Annotated in this window: 18 protein-coding genes and 1 tRNA gene; 5 read left to right on the forward strand and 14 right to left on the reverse strand. The window is 63.4% G+C overall.

Features of this window, described 5'->3' with window-relative positions; genetic code table 11:
• Positions 1–62: 62 nt before the first annotated feature.
• Positions 63–380 carry a hypothetical protein gene (locus ABFX19_RS10565; RefSeq protein WP_277357145.1) on the forward strand — a complete coding sequence of 106 codons (318 nt, stop codon included), beginning with the start codon at positions 63–65 and terminating at the stop codon, positions 378–380.
• 149 nt (positions 381–529) lie between these two features.
• Here the strand turns inward: ABFX19_RS10565 and ABFX19_RS10570 are convergent.
• The 6 genes from ABFX19_RS10570 to ABFX19_RS10595 all read right to left on the reverse strand — a co-directional run bounded on the left by ABFX19_RS10570 (position 530) and on the right by ABFX19_RS10595 (position 6,751).
• A tRNA-Leu gene (locus ABFX19_RS10570) sits at positions 530–613 on the reverse strand.
• Between the two features lie 72 nt (positions 614–685).
• Positions 686–1,924 carry a kynureninase gene (locus ABFX19_RS10575; RefSeq protein WP_346028271.1) on the reverse strand — a complete coding sequence of 413 codons (1,239 nt, stop codon included), beginning with the start codon at positions 1,922–1,924 and terminating at the stop codon, positions 686–688.
• 101 nt (positions 1,925–2,025) lie between these two features.
• On the reverse strand, positions 2,026–2,991 hold the full coding sequence (locus ABFX19_RS10580; RefSeq protein ID WP_346028272.1) for a trypsin-like serine peptidase: 966 nt from the start codon (positions 2,989–2,991) through the stop codon (positions 2,026–2,028).
• Between the two features lie 156 nt (positions 2,992–3,147).
• Positions 3,148–4,071 (reverse strand): MaoC family dehydratase, encoded by a 924-nt coding sequence (locus ABFX19_RS10585; protein WP_346028273.1) that lies wholly within the window; start codon positions 4,069–4,071, stop codon positions 3,148–3,150.
• Positions 4,071–5,411 (reverse strand): 3-oxoacyl-ACP reductase, encoded by a 1,341-nt coding sequence (locus ABFX19_RS10590; protein WP_346028274.1) that lies wholly within the window; start codon positions 5,409–5,411, stop codon positions 4,071–4,073. The genes ABFX19_RS10585 and ABFX19_RS10590 overlap by 1 nt, the downstream gene beginning before the upstream one ends.
• Before the next feature lie 2 nt (positions 5,412–5,413).
• On the reverse strand, positions 5,414–6,751 hold the full coding sequence (locus ABFX19_RS10595; protein ID WP_346028275.1) for an acetyl-CoA C-acetyltransferase: 1,338 nt from the start codon (positions 6,749–6,751) through the stop codon (positions 5,414–5,416).
• A gap of 110 nt (positions 6,752–6,861) precedes the next feature.
• On the opposite strand from ABFX19_RS10595, the gene ABFX19_RS10600 reads away from it, so the two are divergent.
• Complete coding sequence (locus tag ABFX19_RS10600) at positions 6,862–7,584, forward strand: TetR/AcrR family transcriptional regulator (protein ID WP_404800676.1); 723 nt, start codon at positions 6,862–6,864, stop codon at positions 7,582–7,584.
• Complete coding sequence (locus ABFX19_RS10605) at positions 7,581–9,668, forward strand: acyl-CoA dehydrogenase family protein (RefSeq protein WP_277357151.1); 2,088 nt, start codon at positions 7,581–7,583, stop codon at positions 9,666–9,668. The genes ABFX19_RS10600 and ABFX19_RS10605 overlap by 4 nt, the downstream gene beginning before the upstream one ends.
• Here the strand turns inward: ABFX19_RS10605 and glgA are convergent.
• Positions 9,665–10,858: a glycogen synthase gene (gene glgA, locus ABFX19_RS10610; RefSeq protein ID WP_346028276.1), complete on the reverse strand. Its 1,194-nt coding sequence runs from the start codon at positions 10,856–10,858 to the stop codon at positions 9,665–9,667. The two genes, ABFX19_RS10605 and glgA, sit on opposite strands and share 4 nt — an antisense overlap.
• An 84-nt stretch (positions 10,859–10,942) precedes the next feature.
• On the opposite strand from glgA, the gene glgC reads away from it, so the two are divergent.
• A complete protein-coding gene (gene glgC, locus ABFX19_RS10615) occupies positions 10,943–12,184 on the forward strand; it encodes a glucose-1-phosphate adenylyltransferase (RefSeq protein ID WP_235563243.1) in 1,242 nt (413 codons plus the stop codon).
• A 56-nt stretch (positions 12,185–12,240) separates the two neighbouring features.
• Here the strand turns inward: glgC and ABFX19_RS10620 are convergent, their stop codons facing one another.
• The 3 genes from ABFX19_RS10620 to ABFX19_RS10630 are packed head-to-tail and all read right to left on the reverse strand — an operon-like array spanning position 12,241 to position 15,615.
• Entirely contained in the window at positions 12,241–13,092 is an 852-nt protein-coding gene (locus ABFX19_RS10620) for a transglutaminase family protein (protein ID WP_346028277.1), read from the reverse strand.
• The gene (locus ABFX19_RS10625; protein WP_277357154.1) at positions 13,089–14,015 is read right to left on the reverse strand and encodes an alpha-E domain-containing protein; all 927 of its coding nucleotides are present in this window, start codon (positions 14,013–14,015) and stop codon (positions 13,089–13,091) included. The genes ABFX19_RS10620 and ABFX19_RS10625 overlap by 4 nt, the downstream gene beginning before the upstream one ends.
• The gene (locus ABFX19_RS10630) at positions 14,008–15,615 is read right to left on the reverse strand and encodes a circularly permuted type 2 ATP-grasp protein (protein ID WP_346028278.1); all 1,608 of its coding nucleotides are present in this window, start codon (positions 15,613–15,615) and stop codon (positions 14,008–14,010) included. The genes ABFX19_RS10625 and ABFX19_RS10630 overlap by 8 nt, the downstream gene beginning before the upstream one ends.
• Before the next feature lie 118 nt (positions 15,616–15,733).
• Between ABFX19_RS10630 and pepN the strand changes: the two genes are divergently transcribed.
• The gene (gene pepN / locus ABFX19_RS10635) at positions 15,734–18,340 is read left to right on the forward strand and encodes an aminopeptidase N (protein ID WP_346028279.1); all 2,607 of its coding nucleotides are present in this window, start codon (positions 15,734–15,736) and stop codon (positions 18,338–18,340) included.
• A gap of 4 nt (positions 18,341–18,344) precedes the next feature.
• Here the strand turns inward: pepN and lplAB are convergent, their stop codons facing one another.
• From lplAB to ABFX19_RS10655, 4 genes are all read right to left on the reverse strand, one after another.
• A complete protein-coding gene (gene lplAB / locus ABFX19_RS10640; protein ID WP_346028280.1) occupies positions 18,345–19,418 on the reverse strand; it encodes a lipoate-protein ligase LplAB in 1,074 nt (357 codons plus the stop codon).
• Positions 19,419–19,521: 103 nt separating this feature from the next.
• Positions 19,522–19,776, reverse strand: coding sequence for a type B 50S ribosomal protein L31 (locus ABFX19_RS10645; protein WP_056547629.1), 255 nt, complete (start codon positions 19,774–19,776; stop codon positions 19,522–19,524).
• An 81-nt stretch (positions 19,777–19,857) separates the two neighbouring features.
• Positions 19,858–20,712, reverse strand: a complete 855-nt coding sequence (locus ABFX19_RS10650; protein WP_277357158.1) for a TrmH family RNA methyltransferase — start codon at positions 20,710–20,712, stop codon at positions 19,858–19,860.
• A gap of 1 nt (position 20,713) precedes the next feature.
• Positions 20,714–21,490, reverse strand: a complete 777-nt coding sequence (locus ABFX19_RS10655; RefSeq protein ID WP_056547625.1) for a sulfite exporter TauE/SafE family protein — start codon at positions 21,488–21,490, stop codon at positions 20,714–20,716.
• Positions 21,491–21,496: the final 6 nt, after the last annotated feature.

The following is a 21,496-nucleotide window of genomic DNA, read 5'->3' on the forward strand; positions in this document are numbered from 1 at the left end:
CTGCACCTGTGATGCATCCCATACCGATGCTTCAATGGAGTATCCAACCGGGGGGAAAAATGATGTCTCACACCAAACTGCTCAGCACCGGCGGACTATCGATCGTGGTAGGTCTGACCGCCTCGCTACTTCCATTCGCCGATGTCATCGAAGGTAAGAGCGACGCCCTGGGCATAGCGGCCGTCGTCGCGGGATCGCTCCTGATCGCAGCCGGGGCTGTGGTGACCCTCCTGGGACTGTTGGCCCGCCACAAGGACCTGAGCAGACCGCGTACCTACAGTGAGTTGCCCGATGGCGAGAAGTTTCAGCACAACGCTGGCACGTATCAAGGTGCGCGACACGGAGTGCAGGGGTATTCGTCCGGTGACCCTTGCCCTTAGACAGCGGCGCTCCTGATTCCTCCCGGAGGCCCGCGTCCGCGCCTGGCCGGCGAAGTGCGCAGCCCAGCCGAACCCATGCGATGGGTTTGGCGACAGCATCGACGTGGTCGAGGGCACAAAAAAACCCCGGAAATCCGGGGTTTTTGTTGTGCGCGGAGGGGGACTTGAACCCCCACCCTCAATAAGAGGACTAGCACCTCAAGCTAGCGCGTCTGCCATTCCGCCACCCGCGCAGGTGGTGATTTCGAGGCTCAAAACCCTCGAAAGCAGCGAGAAAAACTCTAACACGAGCATGGCCCAAGAGTTTAATCGAGTACCTTCGCGGGAAGCCGGTCCGCGATCGCGCGGATACCAATCAACGTCTCTTCGAATGAGGTGGACAGCGGGGACAGGCCCAGACGGAGTCCATCGGGGTTGCGGAAATCGGGAATGACGCCGTCCTTCCACAGCCCGGGCAGCACCGTTCTGAAAGACTCATGGTCAATGGTTATGTGGCTGCCGCGCTGCGCAGCATCACGGGGCGATGCAACGTTCACTCCGGCTGGACCCATCAGTTCGTCGACTGCTTCGATGGCGAAGGAGGTCAGCTTCACCGATTTGGCTCGAACGGCTTCGATACCCACACCCTCGATGAGGTCGAGCATGTCCTGCAGCGCAAGCATGCCGAGGATCGGTGGCGTACCCGAGATCATGCGGCGGATTCCATCCGCGGGCTGGTAGCTCGAACCCATCCCGAACGGATCGGCACTTCCCAGCCAGCCCTGAATGGGCTGGACGAGATCAGCGAGGTGCCGCCGGGCCACGTAAGCCCAGGCAGGTGCACCAGGCCCGCCGTTGAGGTATTTGTAGCTGCAACCGACCGCGAAGTCCGCCCCACAGGCGTCCAACCGCACAGGCACCGACCCCACAGAATGGCTTAGGTCCCACACAATCAGCGCTCCAGCCTCGTGCACAAGCCGGGTGATCGCTTCCATGTCGGCGATGTGGGCCGACCGGTAGGCAACATGGCTGAGGACGACGACGGCGGTGTCCGTGCCGAGTGCGCCTGCCACTTCCTCGGGGGTGGGACCAGCGTCGTATGCTGCCTCCACCCAGTGAACCGCCAGTCCGCGGTCGGCCGCGATTCCTTCGACGATGAACCGGTCAGTGGGGAAGTTGCCCCGTTCGATCACTATGCCCGTCCGGCCCGGGCGAGCGGCGAGTGCTGCTCGAATGACCTTGTACAGCAGGACGCTCGTGGAATCGGCGACGACACACTGGCCGTCCGCCGCACCTAGCACAACCCGCCCGATGCGGTCCCCTATTCTCTGGGGAAGCTGCAGCCACTCCTCGTCCCAGCCACGGATGAGCCTGCCGCCCCACTGTTTCCGCACAAACTCAGGTAGGTGCTCCGTGGTTGCCCTCAGCGGGCGCCCGAGCGAATTTCCGTCCAGATAGGCCGCAATAGCATCGTCGTCGTGGCCTTCAAAGAGCGCGCGGCAGGAGGCCAGGGGGTCCTCCGCATCAAGAGTGCGGGCACGGGCAAGCAGGGAGTCGTTCGTCATGCAATCAGTGTAGGTGCGCAACACCGGCTCACCGGTGACGCGAAAGCCGGCCCCACCGCGTGAGGTGGAGCCGGCCTTTCCGGACCGGTAAGCGTTGTGCGCTAGCGGTTGGACGCGTTGGTGTACGCGCTCTGGATGGAGCTTCCGAAGTACGGTCCGTACATGACGTTCTTCTGGGTGTTGTAGCCGAAGCTGTTCACGGAGTTCTGTGTGCCGGACGAGCCCGATCCGATGAACCAGGGCCCGCCGGAAGACCCGCCGGTCATGTCACACGGGATGCCCTGGGACTGTGTGCCGCCGATCCGGTCGCGTGAGGCGGTGCCATAGCAGTTCTTCAGGGATTCCCCGTTGAAGGGAGCAGCTGCGGGATAACCGTAGGCGGTGTAGGTGAGACCGCGGGCGAGGTTGAAGCCGATCCTCGACGCACCCACGGTGGCGGCCAGCGTGCGCCCGTTCAACGGCGCTACAACGGCGAAGGCGCCGTCGTAGCTGATGTCGTTGCGGGAGATCCATTCGCTGGTGGAATGCAGCGACGTTGCCGACCACATGCCGTATGGAGCAGACCCGTTGCTGTAGGCGGGCACGAACACGAACTTGCTTGCCCAGCCGGCGTTGATGTCATAGGTGCAGTGCCCGGCGGTGGCAACGGTGCTTTGATTGAAGCTCTGAACCGAATTGGCCGAGCAGACGTAGTTCTGGCCGCCGAGCGTGAAGAAGACCTTCCCGATATGCGACACCGGTGCAGGGCTACCTGCACGCTTGACCGGTGCTGCCTTGGGCTGTGGTGCAGCAAGGGCATCCGCGCCTGCCTTCGGCATGATGGAGCGGCCCTGCTCCCCCCAGCCCTGTGAGTTGATGGTGTTGCCTGGCTTTGCGTTCTTCATCCGCTCCGGGGTCCAGTACGCCTCAAGCGCATCCTGGGAGTCGGTCTGTGCATGGGAGATGGTGGCCGCCGGCGCCTTCAGCGGCGTCTGCAGAGCGGCCTGGGCCGCCCCGCCGGTCATCAGTGCCGTAGCCATCAGCGTCGATGCTGCGAGAACGGCTGCCTTCAAACCTCGTGAATTCACGAAATTCCTCGTTTCGATCAGTGGTGAACCGTCAGCGGTAGCTGACTTCTGGAGTCTGCACTGTTCGAAAGGCCGATCACAGACCAGGAGACCATCTGGGTTGAAACTGATGGCGAATCAGGCCGTCCCTCTGGACATTGAAGGAGGGTCATGCAATTATTCCTCGCCTGCGCTGTCTCCCAGCCTTTCCATTCGACCGGAAAAATGCTTACGACGACGACGCGGATCCCAGGCGGTCACTTCGGCCCCTTGCCACTGGGCCGTTACTGACCTGTCCATGCCCGCCGACAGGAATACCCTTGAGGGCAGGGTGACCGGAGCCCTGAACTCAACTGTCCAGCGGAAGGGTGTTGCGTCCCCGGGGCCCATCTCTGCCGCCATGCGCGAGGCCAGGTACATGCCATGGGCAATAGGCCGCTTCATACCACTTGCCCGCGCCGAGATCCCACTCAGATGGATAGGGTTGTAGTCACCCGAGACGCTCGCGTAACGCCGCCCGATGTCGCTCGCCAGTGCCCACTGGCGGGTGTGAAATTCCGGTAGTTGTTCGGTCCGGCGCTCGCCCGCGGACGGCACGGCCGTACCCGCCGGCCCGTTCGCCTTGACGCCCTTCGCCAGATAGGTGGACCTGCCTCTCCAGACGGATCCGGAGTCAGTCTTGATGTCAACCAAGACGTCCACCTGGGCGCCGCTGTGATGCGGCAACAGATTTTCGACCCAGGCGGTGACACTCAGGCGCTCGCTGAGCGAAATCGGACGCAGGTGGTGGATCTCGTTACTGAGGTGGATCATACCGAGCAGCGGAAGCGGAAAGTCCGGCCTGGCAAGAACGCTGACCGCCACCGGGAACGCGAGGGTGTGGAGATACCCTGACGGGAGGAACTCTGCTTGCGGGCGGCCCATCAGGCGCTGGAAAGCGTCAAGCTTCTCCTGCGTGGCCGTGACGTTGTCAACCCTGTGTCGCTCTGTCGGCAACGGGTCCGCGGGCGCGGGCCTGCGCAGCGCGTTCCTTGCCTGACGCGCCAGCGCCGCAGCGTAGAGCGTCGGCAGCTTCGGAGGAGCGTCCAAGCGGCGATCCATCAGGCACCTACCAGGTTCTGTCCGCAGACACGCAGGACCTGACCGTTGATTCCGGCAGCATTGGTCGAGGCGAGGAATGAGACCGCTTCGGCTACGTCCAGGGGGAGCCCACCCTGCTGCAGGCTGCTCAGGCGCCGTGCCACCTCGCGGGTGGCGAAGGGAATTCTCGCCGTCATGTCCGTCTCGATGAATCCCGGTGCGACGGCGTTGATGGTGCGCCCGGAGCCCGCCAGGGCATCGGCAGTGGCGCGAACCATGCCGATCACGCCTGCCTTGGACGCTGCATAGTTTGTCTGGCCCCGATTGCCGGCGATCCCGCTGGTGGAGGCCAGACACACAATGCTGCCGTTGCTGTTGAAATGGTCCGAACTGAGCAACTTTTCATTGATGCGGAGCTGGGACTCAACATTGACAGCGAGCACGGAGCTCCATCGAGCCTGGTCCATGTTGGCGAGCAGCCGGTCTCTGGTGATGCCTGCGTTATGAACCATGATGTCGAGTCCGCCGTACCGGGTGGCAGCGTGCCGAAGGATTCGCTCGGCGGCGTCAGGAGCGGTGACATCAACCTGCAGAGCCGTGCCGCCGGCGTGGTTGGCTACCTGCGCCAGCTGCTCCCCCGCCGCCGGTACGTCCACGGCGATGATGTGCGCACCGTCGCGTCGGAGGACACGGACAATCTCCGCACCAATCCCGCGTGCGGCCCCGGTCACTACAGCCGTGCGGCCGGCGAGTGGCAGTTCTGCAGACTTGGGCGGCGCGCCGTGATCCGACCCTACTGCGATGAACTGCCCGTCCACATAGGCGCTTTTGCCGGAGAGCAGGAACTCGAGTGTCCCTCGGACGCTGGGTGCGGCTGTATTCACACCCTCACCAAGGAGGATCCCGTTAGCGGTCGCTCCTCCCCGCAGTTCCTTCGCCAGACTGCGCAGCGTCCCGTCGACGGCCTGCCGGGCGGCAGCGGTCTGGGGGGAGATTTCGGAGGTGACGGGCCGGGAGATTGTGATGATGCGCCCGCCTGGAAGCAGGTTCCGCAGTCCGTGGCCGAGTTCGAGGAAGACCTCCGACAGCTCGCCGGGGTGTGCTAAATCATCAAGCACAACGACGGCCGCGCCAAACTTCTCCTTTGGCCGGAGGTGCCGACGGACGTCCAGGTTCCACTCGAGCAGTGTTGCAGCCATGTCCTGCGTGCTGCGGGAGCGGCCCAGCACCAAAACCGGCCCCGGCACGAGCGGCGCATCTGGAGCGTAACGGCGGAGCGGGACCGGCCGCGGCAGACCGGCGGCCTTCGCGATCCTGCTGAGAGGCTGGGCGTTGACCAGGTTGAGATAGGTGTCCGTCATGGTCAGCGCGCCTCCAGAATAGCCACGACGCCTTGGCCCCCGGCAGCACAGACCGAGATCAGACCGCGTCCCGAGCCCTTCTCGGCGAGGGACTTAGCCAGCGAAGCGACAATGCGTGCTCCGGTCGCTGCGAACGGATGACCCGCGGCCAGCGAAGAACCGTTGACGTTGAGTTTGGTGCGGTCCACTGTTCCGAGCGCACCGGAAAGACCGAGCTGGGTGCGGCAGAAATCCTCGTCCTCCCAGGCGGCGAGGCTGCTCAGCACGGTGCTGGCGAAGGCTTCGTGAATTTCGAAGAAGTCGAAGTCATCGAACGTCATGTCGTTGCGTTGCAGCAGGCGCGGCATTGCGTAGACCGGCGCCATCAGGAGCCCCTCCTTACCGTGCACAAAGTCAACGGCGGCCGCTTCAGCGTCCACAACGTTCGCCAGCATGGGCAGATTGTGTTTGCGCGCATAATCCTCGGAGCCCAGGAGTACCGCCGCCGCACCATCTGTCAGCGGGGTGGAATTACCGGCGGTCATGGTGGCCTCCCCGGTCAGGTTCCGGCCGAATACCGGCTTGAGCGATCCCAGCTTTTCAAGGGAGGTGTCAGCGCGCAGGTTTCCGTCCCTCGAGACCCCGCGGAAGGGCGTGACGAGGTCGTCGAAGAACCCGCGGTCATAGGCAGCGGCCATGTTGGCGTGGCTTGCCAGCGCCAACTCGTCCTGGGCCTGCCTGCTGATGTTCCAGCGCGAGGTAGTGATTGCCTGGTGCTCCCCCATGGACAGGCCGGTGCGGGGCTCCGCCGTTGTCGGGGCATTCGGCTTGAGATCGACGGGACGAAGTTTACGCAGTGCAGCAAGTTTTTGCGGGGTAGACCGTGCGCGCGCGAGTTCAAGCAATACCCGTCGCAGGCCCTCGCTCACCGCTACGGGCGCGTCTGAAGCCGAATCGACTCCACCGGCAATGCCTGATTCGATTTGTCCGAGCTTGATCTTGTTGGAGAGCCCAATCACCGTCTCGAGGCCGGTGGCGCACGCTTGCTGCACGTCATAAGCCGGCGTGTCTGCGGCGAGGGCTGATCCCAGCACCGCCTCGCGGGTCAGGTTGAAGTCCCGGGAGTGCTTGAGGACGGCGCCTGCAGCAACCTCTCCGACTCGCTCCCCCTGTAGCCCAAAACGCGCCACCAAGCCGTCCAGAGCGGCCGTCAGCATCTCCTGGTTGGACGCCTGCGCGTATGGTCCACCCGAGCGGGCAAATGGGATGCGATTGCCTCCAATCACGACGGCGCTCCGCGCGCCGCGTTGACCACTGCTGCTCTGGGGTGTGGCGTTCTGCTGGTCGGGAAGATTACTCACTGCTGCTCCTTGGACTTGAAGGGTGGAAGCGGCTGCAGGATCAAACCTCTGATCTCTCGCGGGCAACACCTCAGTTATCGATACCCAGCGTACCTGATACGCTGGGTATCGTGAATCAGATCATGGCGCCCATGAGACGCCCCACCGCGGACGGACGTTCCAGCAGGTGGTCAAAACATCGCGAAGCCCGCCGCGCGGAGCTGATCAGGACTGCGCGCAAGGCAGTCCACAGGATCGGTCCGGGCGCTTCCATGGAGGACATCGCTTCGGCGGCAGATACCTCAAAATCCGTCTTCTACCGTTATTTCGGAGACAAAGCAGGTCTGCAGCGTGCAATGGGCGAGGTTGTGGTGGGTCGCATGCAGGAACACCTCATCGAAGCCGCGCGGAAGGCCAGCACGCCGAGGGACGGTCTGCGGGCAATGGTTTCTGCGTACCTGCAGATGGCTTCATCCTCGCCGAGCGTCTATGTTTTCGTGACCCAGCCAACACCGGATTCGGCGTCGACGTTGGACGCGTCGCCCACGCTCAGCTCCTTCTTCGACGCCATCTCGGTCATGCTCGCCAGCCCCATGGAGGAATACCTCGCCCAAGAACCGCCGGCGGCAGCTATTCCACAACCGCTGGCTCTTTGGCCTCGCGCCGCCATCGGAATGGTCCGTGCCGCGGGCGAACAATGGTTGTCGACGCCTCCCGGCCCGGCCCGGCCCACTGAGCCTGACCTCGCAGACTCCATTACTGCCTGGCTCTTTGATGGCATCGCTGCCGCCGTGCCGAGCGCACCCCTTGCCCATACCTCCCGCCGCAATCCACGTTCGAAGGACGAATCATGACCCAGACCGCAACGCGTCCCGAATTCTCGGTCCCCGCGACCCTTCCAATCCACGACGACGACGCCGCCGTCGTTGACGTTGCAGCGTTGGGCGAGCAGTTGCTCGGCCGGTGGGCCGACTCCCGCCGCGCTGCACGCGCGCTCGCAGCTGATCCGTCGCTGCATAAGGCTGAGGGCGCATCCTGTGCGGAGCACCGCGCACGCTGTCTGGACCAGCTTCACCTTCTGGTTCAGAACAAAGCGGTGCACCGGGCGTTCCCCACGGAGTTGGGCGGGTCGGATGACCACGGAGGGAATGTCGCCGGCTTTGAAGAACTGGTGGTTGCCGACCCCTCTCTCCAGATCAAGGCAGGTGTTCAGTGGGGCCTGTTCGGGGCCGCAGTGCTGCACCTCGGAACCGAGGATCACCACCATCGGTGGCTCCCAGGCATCATGAACATGGAAATTCCCGGGTGCTTCGCCATGACGGAGACCGGGCACGGATCAGATGTCTCCAGCATCGCTACCACTGCCACCTTCCACCCGGAGAGCGAAGAGTTCATCCTCCATACGCCGTTCCGTGCAGCGTGGAAGGACTACATCGGCAACGCGGCCAGCGATGGAAAAGCAGCAGTTGTCTTCGCGCAACTGATCACCCGCGGAGTAAATCACGGCGTGCACGCCCTGTACGTTCCCCTGCGGGATGAGAAAGGAAACTTTCTGGACGGGATCGGCGGCGAGGACGACGGGCTGAAGGGCGGTCTGAATGGCATAGACAACGGACGGCTCCACTTCACGCAGGTGCGGGTTCCCCGGGAGAACCTCCTGAACCGCTATGGGAATGTCGCAGCGGACGGAACCTACACCTCGCCGATCGAATCTCCAGGCCGCCGCTTCTTCACCATGCTTGGAACCCTCGTTCAGGGTCGCGTTTCACTCGACGGCGCTGCCGTAGCCGCCAGCAAGCTGGCCATGAAGACTGCGATCCAGTATTCGGTGGAACGGCGCCAGTTCAGCACTACCTCCGAGTTGTCCGAGGAAGTACTCCTCGACTATCAGCTGCACCAGCGTCGGCTCTTCCCCCGCCTGGCAACCACCTATGCCGCATCCTTTGCACACGAGGAGCTGCTGGCGAAGTTCGACGGTGTGTTCTCCGGTGAACATGACACCGACGAAGACCGCCAGGACCTGGAAACCCTCGCTGCAGCGCTGAAGCCGCTCTCCACCTGGCACGCTTTGGACACGCTGCAGGAATGCCGGGAAGCCAGCGGAGGGGCAGGCTTCCTCACCGAGAACCGGTACACCTCGCTGCGGGCAGATCTCGATGTCTACACCACCTTCGAGGGCGACAACAACGTGCTCCTGCAACTCGTGGCCAAGCGGCTCCTCGCTGACTATGCCAAGGAATTCCAGGGAGTTGACTTTGGGGTCCTCGCGCGCTTCGTCGCAACTCAGGCAGCAGACCGGACCCTTCACCGAACGGGCCTGCGGCGAGTGTTGCAGACGGTCGTTGACACCGGTTCGGAGCGAAAATCCGCCATTGCCCTGAGGGACGAGGGAACACAGCACGAGCTGCTGTGCGGCCGCGTTGACACCATGGTCGGCGAACTCGCCGGAGAGCTCCGGGGCGCGCGCAAGCTTCCGCCGGCGAAGGCCGCCAAAATCTTCAACCAGCATCAGCAGGAACTGATACAGGCTGCACGCGCGCACGCCGAACTTCTGCAGTGGGAGGCGTTCACAGCGGCGCTCGCCAAGACCGAGGATGCAGGAACGCGGCAGGTACTCACCTGGCTCCGTGACCTGTTTGGGCTGTGCCTCATCGAGGACAACCTCGGCTGGTACCTGATGAACGGCCGGCTGTCAGCCCAGCGCGCCCGCACCCTCGGCCCGTACATCAACCGGCTGCTCCTGAAGCTGCGGCCGCACGCCGTCGATCTGGTCAACGCGTTCGGGTACGGCCCTGAGCATCTGCGGGCGGCCATCGCAACGGGGGCCGAGCGTGAGCGGCAGGAGGAATCCCGCGCCTACGCACGGATCCAGCGAGCCAGCCATGATGCGCCGCTGGACGAGAAGATCCTGATCGCGCGCAAAGCTCAAACCCGCTAGAGAACCGATCGGTAAACACTCAGCGTGGACTCTGCAATAGAGTCCCAGGAAAAGTGCTCCTCCGCCCGGATGCGTCCGCGCCCTCCCATGGCGCGGGCGCGTTCCGGATCGGCAACCAGCGCGTTGAGTGCCTGCGCAAAGTCATTCACGAACCCCTCTGGATCAAGTGGGGTTCCTGTTCCGTCCTGAACCTGCTCGAGGGGCACGAGTACGCCCGTTACGCCGTCGTCCACCACTTCGGGGATGCCGCCTGTTGCGCTCGCTACCACCGCAGCACCGCAAGCCATCGCCTCAAGATTCACAATGCCGAGCGGCTCATAGATTGAGGGGCAGGCGAAGACGGTTGCGTGGCTGAGTACCTGGACCAGCTCATTCCGCGGGAGCATCCGCTCAATCAGGATCACTGAACCGCGCTGCGCACGCAGATCGTCGATCAGGCGGGCGGTCTCGGCGGCAAGTTCCGGCGTATCTGCCGCTCCCAGGCACAGCACCAACTGCACGTCTGCTGCCAGCTTCGCAGCAGCGCGCAGCAGGTACGGAACACCCTTCTGACGGGTGTTCCTGCCCACGAAAACCACGCTGGGACGGTCTGGGTCGATTCCCAGCGCACGGACGGCGTCGTCATTGCGGTCTGCAATCCACGCTTTGGTGTCAATCCCGTTGTGCACAACCTGCACTCGGGCAGGATCAACCTCCGGGTAGCAGCGCAGAATGTCCTGACGCATGCCGTCGGAAACCGCGATCACCGCCGCAGCAGACTCATATGCTGTTTTCTCCACCCAGGACGAAAGCGCATAGCCGCCGCCGAGCTGCTCGGCCTTCCACGGACGCAACGGTTCCAGGCTGTGTGCACTGAGCACGTGCGGGATGCCGTGCAGGAGCGAGGCGAGGTGGCCCGCCATATTGGCATACCAGGTGTGGGAGTGCACCAGGTCCGAACCGCTGATGCCCTGCAGGATGGACAGATCCGTGCCCAGGGTCTGCACCGCCGCATTTGCATCCGTCAGCCCGTCAGGGACGCCGTAGGTGCTCACGCGGGCGCCGTGATAGTCCGCTGGACGTTCTGCGCCGAAACAGTGCACGGCTAAATCGACGTGCCCGGCGAGCACGCGAGCCAATTCCGCTACGTGAACGCCTGCGCCGCCGTAGATCTCGGGCGGGAACTCCTTTGTCACAATGTCTATTCGCACAACTACAACGTAGTGCAGGGCGGGCGAGTCCTCTAGTGTGAGTCGAACGTGGTCATACTCAAGGACGAGCGGAAGGGGTTACCCGTGGCAGTCAAGAAAGTGCTTGCGGTGGTACTGGCAGGCGGCGAAGGAAAGCGGCTCATGCCGCTCACGGCGGACCGGGCCAAACCTGCGGTTCCTTTTGCCGGCAGTTACCGGCTCATCGATTTCGCGCTGTCCAATGTGGTCAACTCCGGCTATCTCCAGATTGTGGTGCTCACCCAGTACAAGTCGCACAGCCTGGACCGGCACATCTCCGAGACCTGGCGCATGTCCACCCAGTTGCAGCAGTACATCGCCTCCGTGCCCGCGCAGCAGCGGCGCGGCAAGAGCTGGTTCCTGGGCAGTGCCAACGCCATTTACCAGTCTCTCAACCTGATCCATGACGCGCGGCCGGACATCGTCGTCGTCATCGGAGCGGACCACGTCTACCGGATGGACTTCGAGCAGATGGTGCAAGCGCATCAGCGCAGCGGGGCGTCGGTGAGCGTCGCAGCTGTGCGGCAGCCGCTTCATCTCGCTAACCAGTTCGGCGTCATCGAAGTCGATTCCAATGATCCCGGCCGCATCTCGGCTTTCGTCGAGAAGCCCGAGACAACGCCCGGACTTCCCGATGACCCCAACAGCTTCCTGGCGTCCATGGGCAACTACGTCTTCAATACGGACGCCCTGATCGAAGCCCTCGAGGTTGACGCCGCACGCCTCAACACCAAACACGACATGGGCGGGGACATCATCCCCCACTTCGTGGAGCGTGGAGATGCCGCTGTGTATGACTTCACCACCAACGAGATTCCCGGATCGACCGATCGGGACAGCCAGTACTGGCGCGATGTCGGCACGCTGGATTCCTACTATGACGCCACCATGGATCTCATCACCCCGCTCCCGTTGTTCAATCTGTACAACCTCGAGTGGCCGATCTACACCCGGCAGAGCATTTCCCCGCCCGCCAAGTTTGTCCGGAGCGCGAGCGGCGTTTCAGGTGTCGCGCACGATTCGATCGTTTCGAACGGCGTCGTCATTTCCGGTGGTGCGGTGCAGGGATCGGTCCTGGCCACGGACGTTTTCGTCGACGAGGGAGCCGATGTGACGGGCTCCGTCCTGCTCGATCACGTGGCGATTGGTTCAGGAGCGGTTGTCCGGAAGGCGATTATCGACAAGAACGTCCACATTCCCCCCGGTGCCAAGATCGGCGTGGACCGCGAACTGGATATCAGCCGCGGATTCACGGTGACGGAGTCCGGACTGACAATTCTCAGCAAGGGGCAGGTAGTCGAGGGGTAACGGGAGATTGCGCAGCGCGGCGGTGGGCCGCGGTCCGTTTGGTCCGCAGCCCACCGTCAGGCTACGCGGGTGATTTCCACCGTCACGTTGAGTGAGGACCCACCGCCGCCCGAGAGGATGCCCTTCAGAGGCGAGACATCGCGGTAGTCACGGCCCCGCGCCACAGACACATGGAAGTCGCTGACGGGGCCGCTGTTGGTCGGGTCCCAGCCGCGCCACTCGCCGTCCCACCACTCGACCCAGGCATGGGACTGTCCCGCCACCGCCTCACCGACTGCCGCCGTCCTGCGCGGGTGCAGGTATCCCGAAATGTACCGGGCGGGAATACCGAGGCTGCGCAGTGCGCCGATCGCGACGTGAGCAAGGTCCTGACAAACCCCCTGGCGCTCGGACCAGGCATCACGGGCGTTGGACTGCACACCTGTAACGCCCTGCACGTACTTCATCTCGCCCTTGAGCCAATCAAAAACGGAGTGCGCGGCGGCATGGGGGTCCTCGCCGCCGACGACATCCCGGACCAGCGAGCGGATTTCAGCATCGGGTTCCGTCAGAGGCGTGTCCGGAAGCCAGTCAGCGTAATCGTTCACAACTTCGTCGGAGCGCAGGTGCTGCCAGCTCACCACTTCCTCCGGAGCTGGAATGCGTTCAGTGCGGCTGACTTCCACGAGGGTCCGCGCCGACACTTCCAGCCGGTCGTGGGGCACGTGGACATCGAACGACGTCACACGGGTACCCCAGTAGTCACGGTAGGTGGCCATTGATGCACCGGACGGATTGAGGGTGACCGTTGATTCGAGCACCACCTGCTGAGAATCTGTCAGCGGGGTCATGCGCGCTTCGTTGTAGGACAGCGACACACGGCGCAGATAGTCGTAGCCGGTCCGGTGTTCAATCAGCAAGCGGCTCATGAGACCTCCCCTACCCAGGACAGTTCCGCTGCCTGCGAGAAATACGTGCGTGAGACGGCATCAGAGGCACGCGCACACGCCTTCTGGACTCTTTCCATATGCTCGGGCAGCTCCAGCATGAGGTCGTCCGTCTGATGGAACTCAAGGAAGGTGCGGGCCTGGCCCACGATCCTGCTGGCGTCATTGATGAAGCCGACGCGCTGGTAGGCCGGGTTCAGGTTCGCGAGGCACTTCTCGGCATCACTCAGGGCGTAGACGATCGAACGCGGAAACAGCCGGTCCAGCAGGAGGAACTGAGCCGCGTGCTGTTCGCCGAAGGATGCGCGCCGGGTTCTCAGGAACGACTCGTACGCGCCGGCGCAGCGGAGCATGTTCACCCACGACAGGCCGGATGCGTGAACGTCACGCGTGGAGAGCATCCGGGCAGTCATGTCTGCCCGTTCAAGACTGCGCCCGAGCACCAGGAACTGCCAGCTCTCATCGTGGCTCATGGTGGTGTCCGAGAGACCGCGCACCATGGCGGTGCGTTCGATGACCCAGTGGCAGAAGCGGTAGGTCCCGACTACGTCTTTCCGATGCTGCGTTAGTCCGTACCAGGTGGTGTTGAGCCCCTCCCATACGCTTCCGGACACCGTTTCCCGGGCCCGACGCGCGTTCTCCCGTGCAGCGCCGAGGGCTCCGGCGATGGAAGTAGCGCTGCTGCGATCGAAGGCGAGTGCCTCGATGAGATCAGGCAGGCCGAAGTCATCAGACTCAGGTTTGCTGCCCATAACTCCGAGCAGCTGCCGCGAGACGTCCCGCTGAACGGGACGAGGCATCTGGTTCAGCCGTTCAAGGTGAACATCGAGGATACGGGCGGTGCCGTCAGCCCGCTCAACGTACCTGCCGATCCAGAACAGCGACTCGGCAATCCGGCTAAGCATTGTTGTGCACCTCTCCTTCACCGCTGTTCTGATGGAGCCCATGCAACTGCTGTTGCTGTTGTTCGGGTTGCCGGTCCCGCCACCCCGTCTCAACGGGCCACACACTGACCCGCTCGGTCACCGGAGCGGCTTCGGGACGGACGGGCGCGCTGTCTGACTGGCCGTCGACCACCCAGGTATCCTTCGATCCGCCTCCCTGGCTGGAGTTCACGATCAGTGAGCCCTCCTTCATGGCTACCCGGGTCAACCCTCCGGGCAGGACCCACACGTTCTCACCGTCATTCACCGCAAACGGACGAAGATCAACATGGCGGGGACCGAACTGACCGCCGGACATTGTGGGCACGGTGGAGAGCTGCAGGACAGGCTGCGCAATCCAGCCCCGGGGATCGGCCAGAATCCGGTTCCGGAGTGCGGCAAGCTCGTCCGCCGTCGCATCAGGACCAATCACCAGACCCTTGCCGCCCGATCCGTCCACGGGCTTCACCACCAGCTCGTCGAGCCGGTCCAGCACTTCCTCCCGGGCAACTGGTTCCTCCAGCCGGAAGGTGTCAACGTTGGCGATGATCGGCTCCTCATTGAGGTAGTAGCGGATCAGGTCCGGCACGTAGGTGTAAACGAGCTTGTCATCGGCCACACCGTTTCCTACCGCGTTAGCGATGGTCACAGTGCCTGCCCGCGCCGCGTTGACGATCCCGGGACAACCGAGCACCGAATCTGCCCGGAACTGCAACGGGTCGAGAAATTCATCGTCGATGCGCTTGTAGATCACATCCACGCGCTGTTCCCCGGCCGTCGTCCGCATGTAAACCCGGTTGCTCCGGCAGATGAGGTCCCGTCCCTCGACGAGCTCCACGCCCATAAGCCCGGCGAGCAGGGTGTGTTCGAAGTACGCCGAGTTGAACACGCCGGGCGTGAGCACGACGACGGTGGGGTCCTCCGCTCCGGGCGGCGCTGTCTTTCGCAGCGCTGCAAGCAGACGGCGCGGGTATTCCTCGACCGGACGGATGTGCTGCTGGCCGAAGGCCTCGGGCAGCCCCTTTGCCATGGCCCGGCGGTTCTCCAGCACGTAGCTGACGCCGCTGGGGACCCTCACATTGTCCTCGAGGACGCGGAAAGTGCCTTCGGCGTCCCGCACCACGTCGATTCCGGAAATATGCACGCGCACCCCTCCGGCCGGATCGAAGCCGGCCACCTCCCGGTGGAAGTGCGCCGAGGAAGTGATCAGGCGGCGGGGAATGACGCCGTCGGACACGACGCTCATCTTGTCGTAGATGTCGTTGAGGAAGGCTTCGAGTGCGTGTACCCGCTGCGTCACGCCGCGTTCAAGTGAGTCCCAGTCGGACCCGGCTATGACGCGAGGCACGATATCAAGCGGGAAGGGCCGCTCCTCCCCCGCAAAATCGAAGGTGACTCCGCGATCGAGGAACGTCCGCGCCATCGAGTCCGCCCGGGCGGTCACATCGGCTAGGTTGAGCTCTTCAAGGGCGGCAGCCACGGGTCTGTATTCGGAGCGCGGTTGATTGGCGTCGTCGAACATCTCGTCGTAAGCGACAGTGCGCCGTGCGACGGTTGCGTAGTCTTCAAAGAGCTCGGACATGGCTCCACATTGCCATGTATCGGACGTGTTTACCTACCGGCGCCACGGACCGGCTGCGCGCCGTGGTGCCCTCGACAGTCATCGCGGCTGGCCGCACCGATCATGGTTGAATAGGCCGGTGCACAACGAGAATCTGCGCCGCGATGAGGCGGCGGACCGGTCAGCAATCATCACCGTCTCCAGCTATGAGATCACGCTGGATGTACGCACCGCGGAGGATGCCGGCAGTACCGGGTTCTCATCGCGGACAGTTGTGACGTTCGACTGTTCCTCCCCCGGTGCCGACACTTTCCTCGACTTCATTCCCGCCAGGGTGCAATCCGTCACGCTCAACGGTGCGGTTCTGGATCCAGAGCAGGTTGTTGACGGCGCGCGCATCATGCTCCCCCAGCTTGCTGAGCAGAACACCGTGATCGTGGACGGTACGGCGCTGTACAGCCGCAGCGGCGAGGGTATGCACCGATTCGAGGATCCCGCCGACGGTGAGACGTACCTGTACACCCAGTACGAGCCAGCCGACGCCCGCCGTGTCTTCGCCTGCTTCGAACAGCCCGACCTCAAGGCGTCCTTCAGCTTCCATGTTCGCGCCCCGGAGCGGTGGACCGTCGCATCGAACGGCGCCGAGACCAGCCGCGACCAGCACGACGACGGCTCCGCGACCTGGCACTTCGCGCCGACCATGCGCATCTCGACCTACATCACGACGGTCCTGGCCGGTCCATACGAATCCGTGACTGACGAATGGACCGGCATTCTGGACGGCGGAGAGGTGCTGACCATCCCCTTGTCCCTGTTCTGCCGCCGGTCGCTCAGCGCGCACCTCGATGCGGCGCGGATCTTCGACACCACGCGCCGGGGACTCACCTACTTCCACGACCTGTTCCGGTACCCTTATCCGTTCGGGAAATACGATCAGGCCTTTGTGCCCGAATACAACCTCGGTGCCATGGAAAACCCCGGTCTGGTGACCTTCACCGAGTCCTATGTGTTCCAGTCGAGGGCCACACACGCGCAGTACGAGGCGCGGGACAATACGATCATGCACGAGATGGCGCATATGTGGTTCGGCGATCTCGTGACGATGACCTGGTGGGATGATCTGTGGCTGAAAGAATCTTTCGCTGACTTCTCGGGAGCGCTCGCGGTAGCGGAGGCGTTGGATTCGCCGACCTCGTGGGTCACCTTCGCCACCCGGCGCAAGGCCTGGGCCTACCTGCAGGATCAGCTGCCTTCCACCCACCCGATCGTCGCGGACATCGTGGACCTGGAAGCCGCGAAGCTCAATTTCGACGGCATCACCTATGCCAAGGGTGCCTCGGTCCTGAAGCAGCTCGTGGCCTACGCCGGTTTCGAAGCTTTTGCGTCCGCGGCACGATCCTACTTCCGCAAGCACGCCTTCTCGAACACTACTCTCGATGACCTGCTGGGAGCTCTCAGTGAAGCCTCGGGCAGGGACATGTCGGACTGGGCACAGCGGTGGCTGCAGACCTCTGGAGTTCCGCAGCTTGCCGCTCAGGTGGAAACCGACGACGACGGCGTCTATACCTCCCTGGCGATCCTCCAGCAGGCGCTCGACCCCGTGAGTTCAACACCTGCTCCCCGCCCGCACAGCGTCCGTTTAGGGCTCTACTCGCTTGATCCGAACGGCAGGCTGCTCCGCACCGCCTCCCACGATGTCCTGCTGGACGGGGACCGCACGGAGGTTCCCGAACTCATCGGCAGCGCACAGCCCGATCTGCTGCTCATCAACGACGATGACCTGACCTATGCAAAGCTCGTCTTCGATGATCGCTCCCTCGCAACGCTTCTGTCCTCCGCGGACCGGCTGGAGGAACCCCTGGCGAGGGCTGTATGCCTGGCTGCATTGTGGTCCTCGACTCGTGACGGCATTCTCAGCGCAGACGACTACGTGGAGGCGGTCGGGAGGACAGCGCCGGCCGAGGAGGGCGTAGGGATTCTCCAGCAGCTACTTCAGAACGCCCGGCACGCCGTCGAACACTATGCTCCGGTCCCGGCACGGATGGCTCTGCGCGAGCGCTTCACGCGCTTCCTGCTCCGCGGGCTGGAAGCCGCCACACCCGGTTCTGATCATCAGCTGGTCTGGGCACGGGCGCTGGCCGCAACCGCCCGGAACACAGCAACCCATGCGCCCCTGGTGCGCGGCCTGCTGGAAGGCACGGAGACTGTTGACGGTTTGGTGATCGACGACGAACTCACCTGGCAGCTGTGGCAGGCGTTGGCGGCGCAGAACCTTGCCACGGTTGATGAACTCGAAGCCGCCCTCCAGCGCGACCGCACTGCATCGGGCCGAACCGGCTTCACGACGGCGTGCACGTCGTTCCCGGACGCTGCCGTCAAGGCCAGAGCGTGGAAGGAGGCCGTCTTCGGTGATCGGTTGTCCAACGAATTGCTCAGCGCCACCATGGTCGGTTTCCAGCAAGGACCGTCGGAACTGCGTGAACCGTATGTCGATGCCTATTTCCAGGAGATTGAGAGGGTATGGCGGGAGCTGCCGATTGAAATGTCGGCAAGGATTGTGCGTGGACTGTATCCCGGCGATCAGGACCTCGCCGAGGAATCTGTTCCTGAAGACCATCCGGTGCTGGTGCTGACAGATTCCTGGCTGGATGAACACGCGGGGTCACCTCAATCCCTCCGGAGGATCGTGGTGGAGGAACGCGACCACCTGCTGCGCGCGTTGCGGGCTCAACAGGCCGCGGGCTGACGAATCACGGCACGCGGTAAAGCCATTCGTCAGTACCGAACTTCTCCTCGACCAGCATCTGCGCCGTTGCCAGTTCGGTCTCTGTCAGGATCCCGTCTACGGCCTGGTAGCGCTCCCTGAAGGTTTCGCTCAGGACCTGGATGATTTCCTCCCGTGTCAGTCCGGTCTGCCGACGAAGGGGGTCCACCCGCTTCTTGGCGCTCTTGATTCCCTTGTCGGAGAGCTTCTCGCGTCCGATCCGGAGGATCTCGAGCATTTTGTCGGCATCGATGTCGTAGGACATCGTCACGTGGTGGAGCATGCCGCCGTTGCTCAGCCGTTTCTGCGCCGCGCCGCCGATCTTGCCGATATCCGTTGCAATGTCGTTGAGCGGCTGGTACCAGGCGGAGATCCCCAGCTTTTTCAATCCTTCCATCACCCAGTCATCGAGGAACGGGTAGGAGTCAGCGAAGCTCATTCCATCCACCAGTGACTGCGGGATGTAGAGCGAATAGGTGATGGCGTTGCCGTGCTCCATGAACATGGCTCCGCCGCCGCTCATGCGGCGGACCACGCTCACCCCGTGGCGACGAACCGCGTCAGCGTCTACCTCGTTGCGCATGGACTGGAAGCTGCCGATGACCACCGAGGGGCTTTCCCACTCCCAGAAGCGCAGGGTTGGGTTACGCAGGCCGGCACCCACCTCACGGGTCAGCACCTCGTCCATCGCGACGTGCATGGCGGTGGGAAGCGGCGTGGGACCGATGATCTCCCACTGGTGGTCAGCGAAGCCGGAAGCCTTTCCGAGCGCCCTGCGGACGGCGGTGGCGACTGCTTCCGGCGAGAAGCCGAAGAGTTGCGCATCCGGTCGCAGCTCCCGTCGGATCGCCGATGCCAATTCGCCGTGGGGAGTATCGGTCTCAAGCCCTTCCAGGGCGGCATTGATGTCATCCAGCGCCTCGTCCGGCTCCAGGAAGAAATCACCGTTCACCGACACCCGACTCAGCTTCCCGCCTGCGACGTCGGTGTCCACCACTACCAGCTTGCCGCCGGCAACCTTGTATTCACCGTGAAATTCCCGTGTGGCCCCGTGATCCATGATCCTCCTGCTGCACCTTCCGGCTACCCCTTGGTATACGGCTTAAAGCGCTGGGCCCGAACCGGAAATTCCGGTTCGGGCCCAGCAACACTGTTCAGGCGAACTACTTCTTGCCGAAACCCTTGAAGCGCTGGTTGAAGCGCTCGACGCGGCCGGCGGAGTCCATGATGCGCTGCTTGCCGGTGTAGAACGGGTGGGACTCCGAAGAGATTTCCACCTCTACCAGCGGGTAGGTGTTTCCGTCTTCCCATTCAACCGTCTTGTTGGAAGTAACGGTTGAGCGGGTGAGGAAAGACTTCTCAGAAGCGAGGTCGCGGAAGACGACCGATGCGTACTTGGGGTGGATATCAGACTTCATGGGAGTACCTTCTGTAGTTGCCTGGATTTTGCCAGGCACCGGTGGTTTGAAAGTTGACGGCCCGTAGGCCAGCAACCAACTCTACCGCACGCGAGGGGGATCCGCGAAAGAGCTCTCGGAGCGCTGGACCGCACTCGACCTGCACTCCCAGAAAGCGACGGCGCCTGCCGCTGCGACGTTGAGGGAATCCACGGCGGAACTCATCGGAATCCTGACGGAGATATCTGCTTGTTCGAGTGTGGATTGCGAGAGCCCCTCACCCTCAGTGCCCAAAATGAGGGCCAGTCGGTCCGGATCGCGCTGCGACAGCTCCTGCAGCTCGAGCGAATCCGGTGCCAGGGCCAGTGCCGCCACCAGAAACCCGGACGCGCGTAGCATTGCGATGCTGCCCGGCCACGAGTCCAGCCTCACCCACGGCACCTGGAAGACCGTTCCCATGCTGACCCTGATAGCCCTTCGATACAGCGGATCAGCGCAGCGTGGCGTGATCAGGACCGCATCCACGCCGAGCGCCGCTGCGGAACGGAAAACCGCGCCCAGGTTGGTGTGATCCACCATGTCTTCGAGGATCGCCACGCGGTGCGCGCTATGCAGCACATCCTCCAGTGCCAGCGGAGCAGGGCGATTCATGGCCGCCAGGGCGCCGCGGTGAAGGTGGAAGCCGGTGATGTCCTCCAGTACCGACTCGGACCCGACATAGGCAGGTGTGTCCGGGAAACGGGCAAGGATGTCTTCGAGGTCCGGGAGCCATTTGTCCGTCAGGAAGAACGATCGCGGCGTATGCCCGGCGTCGATGGCCCGCCGGAGCACCTTCGTGCTTTCGGCGATATACAGGCCCTCAGCCGGCTCGCGGCGCCGACGCAGCTGCGTATCGGTCAGTCCGGTGTAATCAGTAACCCGGGGGTCTGCCGCGTCGGCGAGGCGCTCCAGGGCCACGCTAGCTCACCAGCCGCACGATCATGACGTAGAGCGCAACCAGGCCGAGAACCACAATGACGCTCCGCAGAATGAGGGGGGAAAGGCGCCGGCCGACCTTGGACCCGATAACCCCGCCCACAAGGGAACCAACGGCGATGAGCAGGACAACCCACCATTCGATGCGATCGAAGGCAAAGAGCATGTAGGAGACAGCTGCGATCAGGTTCACCCCAAGCACAAGGACGTTCTTCATCGCGTTGGCTGACTGCATGGTGCCGGAAAGAAAAATGCCCAGGATCCCCACCAGCAGAATGCCCTGCGCGGCGACAAAATATCCGCCGTAGACGCCGGCCAGGAAGACGAGCACCGTCAGTGCCAACGGATGGGATCTTGTGGGCGCTTTGGTCTCAGCGCGCCGCCGCACCCAACGCTGCAGTTTCGGTTGGAAGATCACAAACCCGAGCGCGACCACGATCAGGAACGGCGCCACCAGCCCGAAGACGGTTTCGGGGAGGTTGAGAAGGAGGGCCGCACCGGCAATGCCTCCGAGCAGCGAAGCTGGCAACAGCCGGGCCAGGGTTCGGCCGTTGCCCTTCAGCTCTTCCCGGTACCCCCACGCGCCGGTTACGTTGCCGGCCACGAGTCCCATGGCATTGCTGATGGTGGCGGTCACCGGGGCATACCCCAGGGCAACCAGAATGGGGAACGTCACCAGGGTGCCGGAACCGACGATCGTGTTGATGGTTCCGGCCCACAAACCGCCGAGTAGGATCAGCGCATCGCGCCACAGGTCCACGAAGTA

The organism is Arthrobacter parietis, assembly GCF_039530425.1.
Classification (GTDB): Bacteria; Actinomycetota; Actinomycetes; order Actinomycetales; family Micrococcaceae; genus Arthrobacter_D; species Arthrobacter_D parietis.

What these genes read in the sequence shown, in the direction of transcription:
- ABFX19_RS10565 (WP_277357145.1), top strand. Translation starts at nt 63, where the DNA reads ATGTCTCACACCAAACTGCTCAGCACCGGCGGACTATCGATCGTGGTA.
- ABFX19_RS10575 (WP_346028271.1), bottom strand. Translation starts at nt 1,924, where the DNA reads ATGACGAACGACTCCCTGCTTGCCCGTGCCCGCACTCTTGATGCGGAG.
- ABFX19_RS10585 (WP_346028273.1), bottom strand. Translation starts at nt 4,071, where the DNA reads ATGGATCGCCGCTTGGACGCTCCTCCGAAGCTGCCGACGCTCTACGCT.
- ABFX19_RS10590 (WP_346028274.1), bottom strand. Translation starts at nt 5,411, where the DNA reads ATGACGGACACCTATCTCAACCTGGTCAACGCCCAGCCTCTCAGCAGG.
- ABFX19_RS10605 (WP_277357151.1), top strand. Translation starts at nt 7,581, where the DNA reads ATGACCCAGACCGCAACGCGTCCCGAATTCTCGGTCCCCGCGACCCTT.
- ABFX19_RS10620 (WP_346028277.1), bottom strand. Translation starts at nt 13,092, where the DNA reads ATGAGCCGCTTGCTGATTGAACACCGGACCGGCTACGACTATCTGCGC.
- ABFX19_RS10625 (WP_277357154.1), bottom strand. Translation starts at nt 14,015, where the DNA reads ATGCTTAGCCGGATTGCCGAGTCGCTGTTCTGGATCGGCAGGTACGTT.
- ABFX19_RS10630 (WP_346028278.1), bottom strand. Translation starts at nt 15,615, where the DNA reads ATGTCCGAGCTCTTTGAAGACTACGCAACCGTCGCACGGCGCACTGTC.
- lplAB (WP_346028280.1), bottom strand. Translation starts at nt 19,418, where the DNA reads ATGGATCACGGGGCCACACGGGAATTTCACGGTGAATACAAGGTTGCC.
- ABFX19_RS10645 (WP_056547629.1), bottom strand. Translation starts at nt 19,776, where the DNA reads ATGAAGTCTGATATCCACCCCAAGTACGCATCGGTCGTCTTCCGCGAC.